The organism is Flaviramulus sp. BrNp1-15, from assembly GCF_022259695.1.
Taxonomy (GTDB): domain Bacteria; phylum Bacteroidota; class Bacteroidia; order Flavobacteriales; family Flavobacteriaceae; genus BrNp1-15.
Window position 1 is genome coordinate 3,168,100 of sequence record NZ_CP092099.1, and the last position, 17,256, is coordinate 3,185,355.

General features: G+C 32.3%; 11 protein-coding genes. 5 read left to right on the forward strand and 6 right to left on the reverse strand.

Translation table 11 applies throughout. The annotated features are described in order from the left end of the window. The first annotated feature begins 2 nt into the window (after positions 1-2). The 4 genes from MBM09_RS14095 to MBM09_RS14110 all read left to right on the forward strand — a co-directional run bounded on the left by MBM09_RS14095 (position 3) and on the right by MBM09_RS14110 (position 8,256). On the forward strand, positions 3-1,628 hold the full coding sequence (locus MBM09_RS14095; RefSeq protein ID WP_238674357.1) for a glycoside hydrolase 43 family protein: 1,626 nt from the start codon (positions 3-5) through the stop codon (positions 1,626-1,628). After that, a complete protein-coding gene (locus MBM09_RS14100) occupies positions 1,625-2,575 on the forward strand; it encodes an alpha/beta hydrolase (RefSeq protein WP_238674358.1) in 951 nt (316 codons plus the stop codon). Before MBM09_RS14095 ends, MBM09_RS14100 begins: the two co-directional genes overlap by 4 nt. Before the next feature lie 258 nt (positions 2,576-2,833). Then, positions 2,834-7,531, forward strand: a complete 4,698-nt coding sequence (locus MBM09_RS14105) for a pectinesterase family protein (RefSeq protein ID WP_238674359.1) — start codon at positions 2,834-2,836, stop codon at positions 7,529-7,531. 5 nt (positions 7,532-7,536) lie between these two features. Beyond that, positions 7,537-8,256: a hypothetical protein gene (locus MBM09_RS14110; protein WP_238674360.1), complete on the forward strand. Its 720-nt coding sequence runs from the start codon at positions 7,537-7,539 to the stop codon at positions 8,254-8,256. A gap of 219 nt (positions 8,257-8,475) precedes the next feature. On the opposite strand, the gene MBM09_RS14115 is transcribed toward MBM09_RS14110, so the two are convergent. Further along, on the reverse strand, positions 8,476-10,206 hold the full coding sequence (locus MBM09_RS14115) for an Ig-like domain-containing protein (RefSeq protein WP_238674361.1): 1,731 nt from the start codon (positions 10,204-10,206) through the stop codon (positions 8,476-8,478). 133 nt (positions 10,207-10,339) lie between these two features. Between MBM09_RS14115 and MBM09_RS14120 the strand changes: the two genes are divergently transcribed. Then, a complete protein-coding gene (locus MBM09_RS14120) occupies positions 10,340-11,383 on the forward strand; it encodes a LacI family DNA-binding transcriptional regulator (protein WP_238674362.1) in 1,044 nt (347 codons plus the stop codon). A gap of 9 nt (positions 11,384-11,392) precedes the next feature. On the opposite strand, the gene MBM09_RS14125 is transcribed toward MBM09_RS14120, so the two are convergent. From MBM09_RS14125 to MBM09_RS14145, 5 genes are read right to left on the reverse strand one after another with little or no spacing between them, the layout of a single operon-like run. Continuing rightward, a complete protein-coding gene (locus MBM09_RS14125; protein WP_238674363.1) occupies positions 11,393-13,003 on the reverse strand; it encodes a UxaA family hydrolase in 1,611 nt (536 codons plus the stop codon). 36 nt (positions 13,004-13,039) lie between these two features. Beyond that, a complete protein-coding gene (locus MBM09_RS14130) occupies positions 13,040-14,506 on the reverse strand; it encodes a tagaturonate reductase (RefSeq protein WP_238674364.1) in 1,467 nt (488 codons plus the stop codon). A 14-nt stretch (positions 14,507-14,520) separates the two neighbouring features. After that, the gene (locus MBM09_RS14135) at positions 14,521-15,816 is read right to left on the reverse strand and encodes a TRAP transporter large permease (RefSeq protein ID WP_238674365.1); all 1,296 of its coding nucleotides are present in this window, start codon (positions 15,814-15,816) and stop codon (positions 14,521-14,523) included. A 2-nt stretch (positions 15,817-15,818) separates the two neighbouring features. Further along, positions 15,819-16,280, reverse strand: coding sequence for a TRAP transporter small permease (locus MBM09_RS14140; RefSeq protein ID WP_238674366.1), 462 nt, complete (start codon positions 16,278-16,280; stop codon positions 15,819-15,821). Between the two features lies 1 nt (position 16,281). After that, on the reverse strand, positions 16,282-17,253 hold the full coding sequence (locus MBM09_RS14145) for a TRAP transporter substrate-binding protein (protein ID WP_238674367.1): 972 nt from the start codon (positions 17,251-17,253) through the stop codon (positions 16,282-16,284). Between the last annotated feature and the right edge of the window lie 3 nt (positions 17,254-17,256).

Here is a 17,256-nt window from a genome sequence, read left to right on the forward strand (position 1 = left end):
TAATGAAGCTTCTTTCATTTTTTATAGCTGTAATTAGTACTACACTACTTTTTTCTCAAAATAAACCCTATATATCGAAGGTTTGGGTTGCAGACAATGGTGATGGAACCTACACCAATCCTATTATTTATGCAGATTATTCCGATCCAGACGTAGTAAGAGTTGGAGAGGATTATTACATGACAGCATCAAGTTTTAATGCTGTTCCGGGTTTACCCATTTTACACTCAAAAGATATGGTAAATTGGAAATTAATAAACCATGCTTTACAAGAACAAATTCCATCAGAAACTTTTAAAATTCCACAACATGGAAATGGAGTTTGGGCACCTGCTATTCGGTATCATAATAACGAATTATGTATTTATTGGGGAGACCCAGATTTTGGAATTTACATGGTAAAAGCCAAAGACCCTTATGGCAAATGGGACGACCCTATTTTGGTTATGGAAGGTAAAGGATTAATTGATCCTTGTCCTCTTTTTGATGACAATGGTGAAGTATATTTAGTTCATGCCTATGCAGGAAGTAGAGCGGGTGTTAAAAGTCTGCTTACAGTAAATAAGATGAATTCTGAAGGCACAAAAGTTATAGATAAAGGCATTCATGTATTTGATGGGCATAATAATCACCCAACAGTAGAAGGCTCTAAATTCTACAAAAGAAATGGTTATTATTACATTTTTGCTCCTGCAGGTGGTGTAGCTAGAGGTTGGCAGCTCATTTTACGCTCTAAAAATATTTATGGCCCGTATGAAGAAAAGGTGGTTTTAGAACAAGGTTCAACCAAAATAAACGGACCACATCAAGGAGCTTGGGTAGAGACACCTAATGGCGAATCATGGTTTTACCATTTTCAAGATGTTAATGCCTACGGAAGAATTGTACATTTACAGCCTATGAGTTGGAAAAAAGATTGGCCTGTAATGGGTCAAGATTTTGATAAAAATGGTATTGGAGAACCTGTTAAATCTTTTAATAAACCTAATGTTGGAAAAATATATCCAATTGAAACTCCAGCGGAAACTGATAATTTTGATGGTTTCAATATTGGTTTACAATGGCAATGGAATGCTAACCCAAATATATTATGGCATGCAAAATTAGCTGGTAATGATTATTTGAGATTATTTTCAATAAAACAACCAAAAGAAGTCAAAAACCTATGGTTGGTTCCAAATTTACTGCTTCAAAAATTCCCTGCTCCTAGCTTTACGGTTTCAACTAAAATTATTTTATACCCAGAGGAAGCTAAAAGTGGTAAAACTTCCGGACTTATAATTATGGGAATGGATTATGCTACACTTAGTATTTCTCATGATGAAAACGGATTTTACTTAAAACAAACCGAAGCTATAAAGGCTATTGATGGCACTCCAGAAGTAACTAACGAACAAATAAAACTAAAAAGCAATACTGTTTATTTTAAAGTTGAAGTAATTGCTCCTAATGCTATGTGTCAATTTAGTTATTCTGAAAATGGTAAAACATTTAAAAAAATAGGCAAACCTTTTAAAGCTAAGGAAGGTAAATGGATTGGTGCTAAAGTTGGTTTATTTAACATTAGTACAGATGCAGCAAAACGTGGTGGATATTCTGATGTTGATTACTTTAAAATTAGCAAATGAAATTCCTTAAAAGCATAATATTTACTTTAATAATAATTGCAGCACTTAAACTACAATCTCAAGAAAAACAACCTGATTTTAAACCATACAACATTGAAACCACCTATAAAAAATTAAAGAAAAATTATCCATTTATAAAACCAATTGAACCATTAGTCTCTGATAAAATCATATATGAAGAAGATATTGTTTATAAAAAAATAAATGGAAACAAGTTAAAATTAGATGTTTACACACCAAAATCAAAAAACCCTAAACAAAACTATCCTGCTGTATTATTAATACATGGTGGTGGATGGCTTGTTGGAAGTAAAGAAAACCAACGTGTAATGGCTCAACACTTAGCTTTAAAGGGCTATGTAGCTATATCAGCCTCTTATAGATTGGGGTTAGAAGCGCCTTATCCTGCAGCTGTTATTGATTTAAAAGATGCTATAGTTTGGATGCGTAAAAAAGCTAAAAAACATCATATTAACCAAGACAAAATTGCTGTTCTAGGCGCATCGGCTGGTGCTCAATTAGCAACACTTATTGGCGTTACTCCTAATTCACCTATTTATGGTTTTGATGCCACTATTTCTGATGAAGTTCAAGCTATTGTAAACATTGATGGCATTGTTTCATTTATTCACCCAGAAGCTAGTGCTGAAGGTAAAATGGCAAGTATTTGGCTTAATGGTAATCGAACTGAAAACCCTAAAAACTGGAAAGAAGCTTCTCCTTTAGAGTATGTGAACTCTAACACACCTCCTACTCTATTTATAAATAGCTCACAACCTCGCTTTCATGCAGGTCGGGACGATATGATTTTCATATTAAATAAATATAATATTTATAATGAAATTCACACTATTGATGATAGCCCACATGCCTTTTGGTTAATGCATCCTTGGTTTGAAACAACACTTAATTATACCGTTACTTTTTTAAACAAAGTATTAAAGTAAAAACTCAAATTAAAATACTAATAATTAATTAAATGTTAACAAAACACTTGTTTAATATAAAGTTTATTTTTAAATTTATGCAATCGATTACATTTTTAATCTAATAGATTAAAATCCTCAAATTTTTAGTGCCTACTAAAACCATTAAAATATTGACCTATTCATTAAAACCTTTTATTTAAAGGCATAATAATGAGAGGTTATTTGTTTTATAAAAACAACTTAAAACTATTCTAATAACTAAATTAAACTAAGACAATGAAAAAACTCTCCTTTGTTTTTCTGATTCCTTTTTTGCTATTTGCATTCACCACAAAGGGTCAAACCACTATTACCTATAATTTAGGTGATGGATCAACATTTACTAACACAGGAACTCAATGGGATCCTGTTACATCTACAACGAGTCCTGATGGTAATATTAGAACTCAAGCTGCAACTTCTACATGGCATAGTTCTGGCTATGGAATTGCTTTTAAAGACACTAACTCTTTAGAAATTGATGTTACAGGAACTTCAATAGTTCGTTTTTATGGTTCTGTATATAGTTCAGGTACTATGAGCGCTGGCACATCTATAGGTGGTAGTGAATTAGGAACAGTAGATGTAAAAGTTACAGAAGATCAAACTGGCTTTTATGAATTTAGCTATGTTGGTAGTCCAACTACTTTATTCTTCACTTTTAGTGGTTCTAATGCTTATACTCCTGTATTAGAGGTTATTTACCCTTATACTATTTACAATTTAGGTGATAACTCTACATTTACAAACACAGGTACACAATGGGACCCTGTTACTACTACCACAAGTCCAGATGGAAAATTAAGAACTCAAGCAGCAACTTCTACATGGCATAGTTCGGGTTATGGAATTGCTTTTAAAGATGGAAACTCTTTAGAAGTAGATGTTGAGGGAACAAACTCAACTGTACGTTTTTATGGATCGGTTTATAGTTCTGGTATAATGAGTGGTGGTACAACAATTGGAGGCAGCGAATTAGGAACAGCAGATGTAAAAGTTACCGAAGATCAAACTGGTTATTACGAATTTAATTATGTTGGTGGACCTACAACTTTATATTTTACTTTTAGTGGTTCAAATGCTTATACCCCATCAATACAGGTTACTAATTTAACATCTCTTATAACTAAATCTGATGTTTGGGATTTTGGTGCAGAACAATTAGATGAGGTACTTTACAACAACATGCTTACAGAAGATAAAATTAATGCTTGGTATACTGGTGTAACACCAGGAACATCTGGTGTTAATACACCTATAACTTTTACTGAGGGCATTTTAACATGGGTAAGCACAAGTAGCACAAGTGATCGATTAAGAACTACTAACACTAACCTTACAAGATATGACGAAAACACAAGTGGTGTAACAGATTATCCAGGTAGACTTTATATTAATAGCGGAGGAAATTCTGGTAGATATTTTAATTTGACTTTAGATGAAGATGATGAAGTAAGCATAATGATGCTAACGCAATCTGGTGGTGGTATGATTCATTTTGAAAATGTTGCTGACCCTGGAATTCAAGATGATGTTGTTCCAGTTGGTTCAGAACTTCAAGAGGTTAAATTTGTGGCAAAAGTAGCTGGTGATTACAAGATATATGATTCTGCTGATAAACCTAGTTATTATAGAATTTACAGAAATGATGCTAATTATATAACCCTAACTGGTAATGTAGATGAAACAAATGCTGCCAGTGTACCTAATGGCTATGCTATTGATTTTACAAATGAAGCTGGTAAAACCTTTTCTGCAGTAGTATCAGGTGGCACTTATAGTATAGACCTGCCTGTAGATTATACTTATTCGCTAAGTTTAAGTGGAGCTAGTGGTTACTTAATTTCTAACGGTCTAAGCCTAAATGTAAACGAAGATACCACAAATTACGATGTTACAATTGTACAGGTAGATTTATATAATGTTAGTGGTAATATTACTGGATTAACAGATATAACTAACCTTTCTGGTTTAACATTTACCCCAGATCCAAACGCTAATACAGTATATAATCCAATAGTTACATATGATACTAACACATCTACATTTAGTGTAGATATTGAAGCAGATGTTGAATATACAATTTCAGCTGAAGGTGTAAACGATTTTGAGATATTAGCAAATACACTAACTATTGGTGCTGCTGCAGAAACATCAGATATCGTTTTCACCCTAAAACCTTTATATAATATAACCATTAATGCACCTGATTTAGATGCTACACAATTAAGTAAGTTAAGTTTAACTTTCAATAATTTAAATGAAGATGGGTATACATACAATTTTGTTGATGCTTCAACAGTTGCATTACGAGACGGAGTTTATACTATTGACTATGATGGTTTAGATGAATACCCTATTGAATTAGCACTAACATCTAACTTAACGGTTTCTGGTTCTGCTACATCAAAAGATTTGGTTTTTAACCCTGTAACAGAATGGGTGTTTAACGATAAAACAATTTCTTCTGCAACTGCATATAAAGGCCTAGTATTTACAGGAAATGTTAATGTTAGAGGTGGAAATGGCGATTTAAACGCTGGATCTGGAGCTACTATTGCTATTCCTGTAAAAGTTGGTGATAAAGTTATAATAACAGATTATTATGCATCTAACTACTCTATTGAAGGTGGAGAAACTATCTCAAATACATCTAATAGTACAAGTACAAATGTTGTTTCAGAATATATTTATCCAGGTACTACAGACGGTATAGTTACAATAACTGTAGCTGCAACATCATATTTTATCTCAATTAAAACAGTACCTATTATAGCATATACACCAATTATTACTGTTGGAACTGATAAAGACTTCCAGACTATTAATGGAGCTTTAGATGCCATTGCCAAAATGGATCGTCCTAATGACGAGCGAGTAACTGTTATGATAGATGCTGGCAATTATGAAGAAATGCTGGTTATTAGCAGCCCTAATGTAACACTTAAAAATGCTGCTGCTTCACCAACCATTGCTATTTTAAATAAAGGTGTAGATATTGATGCTAGTGCAGTAAGAATTACTTCGTATTATGCACAAAAGTATGACTTCTTTAGTCAAGGTCCAGATAATAAATGGAGCGCAGAGGCTTTAGCTGTTAATACAGCTAATGGTTACACAAACTATGCAAATAGAGAAGGTACAGGTGGAGGAACATCTTACTGGAATGCGACAGTTGTAGTAGAATCTACAGGTTTTATAGCAGAAGATATTATTCTTGAAAACTCTTTCAACCAGTACATTTCTCAAAAAGAATCACAAGATACAGTGTTACGAAAAAATCCAGATAGTGAACCAGAAAGACCAACTGATTATGGTAATACAATAGTACAAGACCGAGGTGCTGGTTATGTAACACAAGCTGCAGCTATAGGTGTAGCCGCTAGTGCAAATAAAGTTATTTTAAATAATTGTCGTGTTATTGGTCGTCAAGACTCATTTTATGGAGCTGCTCCAGCTAGAGTTGTAGTTTATAAAGGTGCTATGATGGGTGCTGTAGATTATATTTTTGGAGCAATGAATGCTGTTTTCTATCAAACTGATTTTGTTCTTAACACCAGCGACTCTCCTTCTGATGCGGCTTATATTACTGCTGCACAACAAAGTGGAGGAAGAGGATATTTAATGTATGAATGCCATGTAAAATCTCCAATTCCTGGAGTAGAAACAGCATCAACACAAGGTTCTAAACCAGGTTATTTTGGACGTCCTTGGAGCCCAAATACAAGTGAAGTTGTATTCTATAACACAACTGTAGATGCTTCAACATATGAAGGTTCTGAAGGCTTATCATTAATTAATCCTGTAGGGTGGACAAGCTCATTAGGTGGTGAATCTCCTTTTATGTATGAATATGGAACTATTGAACAATCTGGTGAAGATAATTCAGGAAATCGTGCAACATGGTCTACAATTTTAACCACACCTAGTCTAACAGATGGAACAGAAATTACAACTTTTAACTTTACAAAAGGTGATGATGATTGGGATCCAATTCCAACTTTAAATGCAGAAGAAGATTCAGATTATGATGGTATTTTAGATACAGACGACAATTGCCCATTAACTGCAAATCCTGATCAAGCAGATTTTGATAACGATGGTATAGGCGATGTTTGTGAAGATAGTGATGGTGATGGCCTTATTGATAGTGAAGATAATTGTCCAGATTCACCAGAAGGTGTAATAGTTGATGTTTTTGGTTGTGAAGTGTTCGAACTACCAAATGATAACTTTGATATTACAGTAACTTCGGTTAGTTGTAATGGAGCTAATGATGGCTACATTAGCATCAACTCACAAAACTCTGAATATCAATTTAATGTAACTGTGTCTGGTAATGGTTATGATGGCACTTCCAGTTTTACCTCTAATACAACAATCGAGGGGCTTGCTGCTGGAACATATGAAGTTTGTATAACTATTGAAGGTAACAATAATTATAAGCAATGTTATAATGTAACTGTTGAAGGTCAAACTCCTTTAAGTGCATATTCTAAAGTTAATAAAGGGAAAAAAACAACTACAGTATCTGTTTCAGGTGGTGATATATACACTGTTAACCATAATGGAAGTATAACAACTACAAGTGAATCAACAATAGTAATTAATTTGGTTTCGGGAGTTAATTCAATAGAAATTTCAACAGACTCAGAATGCCAAGGTAAATTCTCAGAAAACATTTTTATTTCTGAAGAAGTAGCCGTGTCTCCTAACCCAACATCTGGAACACTCAATGTTTATGTAAGTGGTGAGGATGATAAAGTTGAGGTTTCACTATATGATCTTCAAGGTAGATTATTTGATATATCAACTAAAAACATTACTTCAAGTAGAATCATAAATTTAGATTTATCTAACTTCAAAAATGGTATTTATTTACTATCTCTAAATGCTAATACAGTTAATAAATCAGTAAAAATCATTAAAAATTAATTATTATGAAAACCACTAATTATATATTCAATTTTAAAGCACTTTTGGTTTTTATAGCCATGACTTTTATAATTTCATGTTCAGACGATGATACCATTTCTTATACAGAAACTCCTGGTAAAGTTGCTTTAGCATTACCTTTTAATAATGAAGAGTGTGAAGTTGGAGAAATTATAGACGATAGAGCTACTGTTACATTTAATTGGGAATCTGCAAGTAATACCGAAAAATATGATCTTTTAATAACTAATTTAGTTACTCAAGTAATGCATCCCAATTTCAATCTAACAGAAACTACAAAAGATGTATTGCTTGAAAGAGGGTATCCTTATTCTTGGAAAATTACAACTAAAAATTCTGGAGAAGAAGTAACAATTTCTGATACTTGGAAATTTTACTTGTCTGGTGAAGGTGAGTCTAATACTATTCCTTTTCCTACTACATTATTAAGTCCGCAATCTGGTGTTACAGTTACTCCAGATAATGGCAATGTAAGACTTGAATGGAATGGAAGTTCGGATACTGATGGAGATGATATTACTTATTCAGTATTTGCTGATACCGTTGATGGAAACCAAGAAATTCCTGAAGAATGGAAAGGTTTAACTGAAACTAGTATTACTATACCTGTTAACGCAGGAACCATATACTATTGGCATATAGAAACAACTGATGGAGTAAACACTTCGATAAGCGCAACTTATACTTTTAAAACCACAGATTAGAATTAATTATTGAGTTTGTAAAACGTCACTGGAATTATTTTTAGTGGCGTTTTTTTTTATAAGCTTTTTTAAAAATTATTTATTATTACAGAAACCTACTTAATTACTTATTTATTCTGTTTACTTATAATTAGGTAGAACCTGTTATTATATTATAAAAAAAACATCCACACTATTAACGTATGGATGTTTTTGCTATATAAACCAATTCTCTATTTATTATTTTTCAAAAGGTCCTATATCTGGTGATGCGCCGTTAAAAGATAACCCCACATCAACACCTGCATCAATAAGATCACTACCAGTTACAAGTTTCATAAAATCAATATCTGGTAAGCTTCCATCTTCTTTTCTCGCACTTGTTAATAAGTCCATATTTAAACTAACATAATCACTTGCATTAGCTACAATGCCATTTTGCCAACTATTATTTGTGATATCTGTAGTTGTAGCCGATAAACTATTATTATTACTCCCAGATAAGGATACTGTGTTTTTAATAGTAAGCGAATTAGCAATATTAGAATTACTAAAGCTTATATTTCTTCCGTTACTATACGAACCACAATTGTAAAGCTCTACATCACCTCTATTGCTATTATGATCAAAACCATCAACTATATTACCAGCAGCAATGCAATTTTTATAAATGGCATTATGCTTTAATAGTTTATCATCACTACCTCCTGTTTTAAATCCATTTCCATCTCCTGCTCCAGCACTTCCGTCTTTTAAATAGCCATTTTTAATTGCCCAACAGTTTTCATAAGTTGTTGTTATATTATCAGCACCTCTTAGGTAACCATCCCATCCATCATCTAAATTTTGCCATGCTCGACAACCTATAAATTTATTACCTGTTCCTGCATCTAATTTACAAGCAAATCCGTCAGCGTTTTCTAATGTAGAATCAGCATTAAAATAAGAATCGCAGTTTAAAATAGTATTATTACTGCCTCCATTTCCTATTTGTAAACCAGTGTCTTTACACTCGCTAAATGTGCAAAATTCAATTAAGTTATCACTTCCACTAATAAACATACCATTATCTCCTGCGCCGAAAACATCTATACCTTTTATGTTCCAATAATTACCAGATAAAGAGATACCTCGGTTAGAAGAGCTTTCAGACATTGATGAAAAATCAAACTTTGGTCTTGAAGTATTATTTGGATGTGGTAATATAGAAATAACACTTCCCATACTACCATTTCTAGAAATATTAATAGTTGTAGCAAAAGTATAATTTCCTTCTATTACATAAATAATATCACCTGCATTTGCCGATGCAATTGCATTTAAAATTTCTTGTGATGTACCGACACCAGGAATAGTAGAAACACCAGAAATATTTATTTGTAATTCATCAAACGTATTGCTCCCATCTGTGGCAGTTGCCTTAACTGTTACAGTTCCATTCGCTTTTGGCGTTAATAAACCATCTTCATTAATTTCTGCTAAATCGGCATCTGACACCGACCATGTTATTTCCTTATTATCTGCATTTACAGGTAATACATCAGCAGATAATTGCAATGGATTTCCATCAACAATATCACTCCCTGATATGGTAATACTTTCTACCAATACAGGTGGTTGTGTAACCCCAGCTACTGAAAACACTTTATCAACAGAAACTACTGATGCATCTTTTGCTGTAACTGTAACAGTTACTTCACCATTATTAACTGCAGTTAGTAATCCTGAATTTGAAATTGTTGCAATAGACTCATCAGAGACAATCCATGTTACTGTCTTTTTTGATGCATTACTAGGAAAAATCTCAACTCTTAATTGAGTTGATGTTCCATCTTCAATATTGTTTCCACTAATTACAATACTACTTACTAAAACATCTCCAGAATTTTCTTCTATTGGATTATCGCTACTACAGCCAATAATAATTAAAAACACTATTGTATATTTCGTTATTAACTTTAAATTATTCATTTGTTTCTTAAAATTTAAAATAAATTATTATATTTATGTAATCGATTACGCAATTTAAATATATATATTTTATAAACAAAAAGAATATATCTAAAATGTTTACTTTTACTTTGTTATATCTTAACCATCTTTTATGAGTAAAAAAACAACAATATATGATATTGCTAAAAAACTAGATATTACAGCTGCTACAGTTTCTAGAGCTTTAAACAATAACCCAAAAATTAGTGAAGCAACACGAGAGTTGGTTCTCAAAACTGCTTCTAAAATGAATTATAAGCAGAATAAACTTGCACTAGCTCTTAAAAGTGGTAAAAGTTATAATGTTGGTGTTATTGTTCCTCGTATTGATAGTAACTTTTTTGCTTCTGTAATACGTGGTATTGAAGAGGAATTATACCCTAAAGGATATCATGTAATTATATGTCAAACTCATGATCAAGAAAACTTAGAAATTGAAAATATTAATTCATTACTAAACGCTCAAGTTGATGGTGTTTTAATGTCAATATCAAACGCTAGATTAGAAGATAATGACAGTTTTAGTAATTTACTTAAGAAAAATGTTCCGTTAATCTTTTTTGATAGAAAGAAAGATATAAAAGGGGTTAGTGCTGTAACAATAGACGATTTTAAAGGAGCATATGAAGCTACCAAACATTTAATAGATCAAGGATGTAAACGTATTGCGCATCTATCCAACGATCGTGAGTTACAAATTTTCAAAAACAGGTATTTGGGTTACAAGCAAGCTATAATTGATGCTGGATTAGAATTTGACGAAAGTTTAGTTATTGAAACTATGAGTAAGGTAGCCGAAGGAAGAAAAACAACTAAAATACTATTAGAAATGGAAAATCGTCCGGATGCTATTTTCTCTTCAAGTGATTTTACTGCTCTTGGAGCTATAGAAGAAATAAAAGCACATGGACTTAAAATACCTGATGATATAAGTGTTGTTGGATTTAGTAACGAACCATTTACAAGATTTATGGAGTTATCAATAACATCAGTTGATCAATCTCCAATAGAAATGGGTAGAATTGCTGCACAAGTATTTTTAGAAGAAGTAAATAATGATAAAAGAATTACTTCTGAAAAACAAGTTGTTTTATCTCCAGAACTAATTATTAGAGATTCTTCTTTAAAATCTTCGGTAACTACAAATAATAATTAATAGTAATTTTTATAAAGATACGCCTCTACGCCAAGGAATAAAATCATTTTGATTTAATAATTTGGCTTTAGTTTGCACTTTACCACTAGCAACATCAATAATAAAATCTAGTATTTCTTCTGCCATTTCTTCAATTGATTTTTCGCCACGTATCACCGCACCAGTTTCAATATCTATAATATCTGGCATTCTTTCTGCCAACTCTGTATTAGAAGACACTTTAATAATGGGTGCAATGGGATTGCCTGTAGGCGTTCCTAAACCTGTTGTAAATAACACCATATTTACCCCAGAACCTACCAGTGCAGTAGTACTTTCAACATCATTACCTGGTGTGCATAATAAATTTAAACCGGGCTTTGTAATATACTCGCCGTAATCTAAAACATCTTGAATTGGTGATGTTCCACCTTTTTTTGCTGCTCCAGCAGACTTCATAGCATCAGTAATTAATCCATCTTTTATATTTCCAGGAGACGGATTCATATCAAAACCGGAACCGGCATCTACCACAGATTTTTCAAAAGCTTTCATTAATGACAAAAACTTTTCGCCATCTTCTTCCTCAACACATCTATTAACTAATTCTTGTTCTACACCGCAAAGTTCAGGGAATTCGGCTAAAACAGCAGTACCTTTTAGTGCAACTAACATATCTGAGACTGCGCCTAAAGTTGGATTCGCAGAAATACCTGAAAATCCATCAGATCCGCCACACTCTAATCCTATTTTTAATTTAGATAAAGGTGCTGGCTTACGCTCTATATTATTTGCTTTTTTTATTTCCTCAAAAGAATCTTTAATAATGGTAGATAACATATTATCTACCGTACCCATTTGTTGTTGTTCAAAAATAAGAACGGGCTTATTTAGATTAGGATTTATAGTTTTAAGAGCATCTTTAAAAATGTTTATTTGTAGGTTTTGACAACCTAAACTTAGTACTGTTGCTCCAGCAACATTAGGGTTATTTACATAACCTGCAAGTAATTTTGCTAAGCTTTCTGAATCTTGTCTAATACCTCCACAACCACCAGGATGTGTAATAAACTTTACATCAATATTTTGAAAAACATCTGCAGAATCTGATACAATAGATGTGTCTTCACCTCCATTATTTACTAATGATCGTAATAATAATTGGTGTGGATTTACTTTTTGTTTTAAAAGTTCTTTTTCAAAGACTTCTTTTAAAATTTCAATATTTCTGTTTTCGCAAAACACTAACGGGAAAAATAGCCAAATATTTTCTGTTCCTACCTGCCCATCTTCTCTATGGTAACCCATAAAAGTTCTACCTTCCCACTTATCTACATTTGGAGGTGTCCAGGAAAATGATTCTGTTTTTCCAAATACTTTATCGCTTTGATGCTTAACATTTTCTGTTGTTAACACATTACCTTTTTCAATTACTCCATTGGCTTTTCCTACCAACACGCCATACATAATAATTCTATCACCAGACTCAAATCTTTCTAAGGCTATTTTATGCTTTGATTTTGTATCTGATAATATGGTTATGTTTTCACCCTCAAAAGAAATAATATCTCCAGCTTTTAAGTTTACTAAAGCTACAGCTACATTATCTGATGCGTTTACTTTTATGATTTTTTTTTGCATCTTAAAAAAGAATAAGTGTTTTATCTAAATATTCTATTAATACTTTTTACAGAAGTTTTCAAAACCTGCTTTAACTCCATTAGTATCTATTTCTACTAAAGCTAAAGTAATGGCTTCTGTTAAGCCTTCAATTTTTGTTAAATCTTCTCCCCAATAATCCTGATTACTCAAAACAGCATTTGCTACATTTTTGTAATCATTAGACTTCCATATTTGGTTTAAATTTTCAAGAATCTCTGCGCTATCATTAACTGGTAAGTCTTCTCCATTCCATGTTCCTTTATAAAAACGAATTAATGCTGCGAAAGCAAAGGTTAAATGCGTTGGAAGCTTTTTATGATTTTCTACATATTCTAGTAAACTTGGTAAAGCTCTTACTTTAAATTTAGACACCGCATTTAATGCTAAACTTGATAAATTATGAACGATAAAAGGGTTTCTAAAACGATCAAAAATCTCATCAGCAAAACTATTTAATTCATTTTTATCAAGTTCTAAAGTATCTATAATTTCCTTATAAACAGTGTCTTTTACAAATTCACCTGTAAACTCATTATCTACTGTTTCTTTAACAGTTCTGTTTCCATGTAAATATGACAATGAAAAAATTCCTGTGTGTGCACCGTTTAAAATACGAACTTTTCTGGTTCTAAATGGCTGCATATCATCAACAATTTTAACATCTAAACCTGTTTTATCAAAAGGTAATTTAGCTTTTAAACTGTCGCCTCCTTCAATTACCCATAATAAAAAAGCTTCAGCAGAAACAATTAAATTATCTGAATAATCTAATTGTGCATTATATGCTTCAATTTCATCTTTAGGATAACCCGGAACAATTCTATCTACCAATGTGTTATGAAATGAGCTATTATCTAATAACCAATTTTTAAAATCATCTCCTAAGTTCCAATCAGAAATATATTTTAAAATAATATCCTTTAGGGTATCTGCATTATAGTTTATTAATTCACAAGGAATAATAGTTAACCCTTTGGTTGAATCTCCATTAAAATGCTTAAAACGCTCATGTAAAAGCACCGTTAATTTTGCTGGAAACGAACTTGGTGGTTGCAAGTCTGGCCTGTCTGAAGCCACATAAGCAATACCTGCTTCTGTTGTGTTAGAGATTATAAATTCTAAAGATTCTTCTTTGGCTAAACTTAAATATTCATTAAAACTGTCATAAGGATTCACACCTTTTACAATATTAGAAATAAGTTCTATATCTTGAATTTCTTCTCCTTTTTTAACACCCTTCATGAACAAAGTGTACAATCCATCTTGGTCATTTAGCATTTTTACTAAGCCTTTATCTATGGGTTGTACAACCGCAATTCCTGCATTAAAATTTACTGCTTTATTTAACTCTTGAAAAGCATAACCTATAAAGGCTCTTAAAAAATTTCCTTCCCCGAACTGTACAATTTTAATTGGCAGTTTTTTTTCTAATCCTAGGTTTTTTCTATTTAAAGTTTTTTTATTTTCTTTTAATTCTGGCATTTTATCTTCTTCTATTATAAATCAAACAATCTTGGTAACCAAAGTGTTAAATCTGGTAAGTAAGTAATTAAAAACAACGCAACAATCATTGCTATAAACATTGGCAATAATGGTTTTACAACTTTTTCAATGGTAGTTTGCGCTATACCAACACCTACAAAGAGTACAGAGCCTACAGGAGGTGTACATAGGCCTATACATAAATTAAGCACCATAATAATTCCAAACTGAATAGGATCCATGCCTAACTCAGTTACAACTGGTAAAAATATAGGTGTAAAAATGAGTACTGCCGGTGTCATATCCATAAAAATTCCAACAAACAGTAGTATTAAGTTTATTAAAAGTAAAATGATAATTTTATTATCACTAATTGCTAATAATGTAGAGCTTATACTTTGAGGTATATTCTCATAAGACATTACCCAAGACATACTCATTGAAGCTCCAATTAATAACATTACAACAGCTGTAGTTGCTGAAGAATCTAAAAGAATTTCTGGCAACGACTTGATTGTAATTTCTTTGTAAATAAAGCCTAAAACCAAAGTATATAAAACTGCAATTGCTGATGCTTCGGTTGCTGTAAAAATTCCTGTTATAATTCCTCCAATAACAATAACCAGTAAGAATAAACTTGGTACAGCATCAATAAATGTTATAAAAATTTGCTTTAACGAGCTTCTTTTTCCAATTTTATACTTCTTCTTTTTTGCCCAAAAAGACGCCACAAGCATTAAAAACAATCCTGTTAAAATTCCAGGTATATATCCTGCTAAAAATAAGGCTGCTATGGAAACACCTCCACTTGCTAATGAGTAAACAATTAAAATATTACTTGGTGGAATAACTAATCCTGTAGTTGAAGACGTGATATTAACAGCAGCTCCAAACTCTTTTGAATAACCTTCTTTTTCCATTTCTGGCCCTAAAATACTACCCATAGCTGAAGCCGACGCCATAGCAGAACCTGCAATAGCTCCCATTAACATAGCTCCAATAACATTAATTAATGCTAACCCCCCTGGTAAAGAACCTACTAGTGTTTTTGCAAATGCAATTAATCGATGGGCAATACCTCCTTTATTCATGAGTTGTCCTGAAAGCACAAAAAATGGTATGGCTAACAATGCAAAACTATCTAAACCGGTTCCCATTCTTTGAGACACAGTTGTGAAGGCTGGTAGTGCTGGAATACTTACCATCATTGTTAATACTGAAGATATGGCAATACTCCAAGCCACTGGCATACCTATGGATAATAATCCTATAAAACTTAATACTAAAACAATTATTGGGATATACTCCATAGTTATTTGATTTTTAAAATATCTGAAATTTTATAATAAATAATCAGTGCTCCGCTTAATGGTATTGCAAAATAGACCAATGCTAAAGGCACCTGTAAAGCTGGAGAATATTGATCTAAAATATAAGTTATATAAACTAGTCTTAAACCACCAATTACCATAGCAAAAAAAGCAAATACAATAATTAGTGAGTAAACAATAAGTTTTAACCGTTTTTGAGTTTTACTACTAGATCTTAGCGGAAGTACATCTATAGCTACGTGCATATTTCTTCCAGACACATAAGCGGCTCCTAAAATACCTAACCAAATCATAAGATACCTTGCAAGCTCATCTGTAAAAGAACTTGGTGTGCCCACTATAAATCTTGTAAAAACTTGCCATAATACATTTATAACCATAACACCCATGATTACTATTAATGCATTAGCTAAAATCTTATCTATCTTTTTTCGAAGTTCCATACTACTTAGTATTTTGTATTCTTTGAACTAAACTATACATATCTTCATTTTCTTTAACATCAGAGTAAACCTCTTCAACTTTACTTGAAAATAAGGTCTTATCTGGATATATAATTTCTACACCTGCTTTTTGTACTTCATCTAGAGCTTCTTTTTCTGCTTCAGCCCATAATTGACGTTGATAAACAACAGAATTATCAACGGCTTCTTGCATCCATTTTTTTTCTTGTTCTGAAAGGTCATTCCAAATATGAGTACCAATAATTAATACATCTGGTAACACTGTATGTTCGTCTAAAGAATAATATTTACATACCTCGTAATGTCTAGAAAGATAAAAACTTGGTGGGTTATTTTCTGCACCGTCAACAACCCCTTGTTGTAAAGACGTATATAATTCTCCCCAAGAAATAGGAGTTGCAGAGCCACCTAAACTATTCACCATGTTCATAGCCGTAACGCTTTCCATAACTCTAATTTTTAAACCTTTTAAGTCGCTAGGAGAATTAATTGGCTTGTCTTTAGTATAAAAACTTCTGCTTCCAGCATCATAATACGCTAAACCTTTAATCCAGTATTTAGTTCCTTCATCTAGTAATTCTTGACCAATTGGTCCATCTAAAACTTGAAATGAATGGTTTTTATCACGGAATAAAAAAGGTAATCCAAAAACCTTCATACGTGGTGCAAAATTTTCCATAACACCAACCGAGACTTTCGTCATATCTAAACTACCAATCTGAAGTAATTCTATACATTCTCGTTCGGTACCTAATTGCTGACTCGGATAAATCTCTAGTTCCATTTTACCTCCTGATATTTGAGATAAATCTTCTCCCATTTTAACCATAGCTTTGTGTACAGAGTGGTTTACATCCAAGCTGTGTGCTAGTTTTATGGTTCTGGTATCACTCAATCGATTGCATCCGGTTAAGATAAATAAAGTAGAAATAACAAAAATCAGGTTTCGCATGCG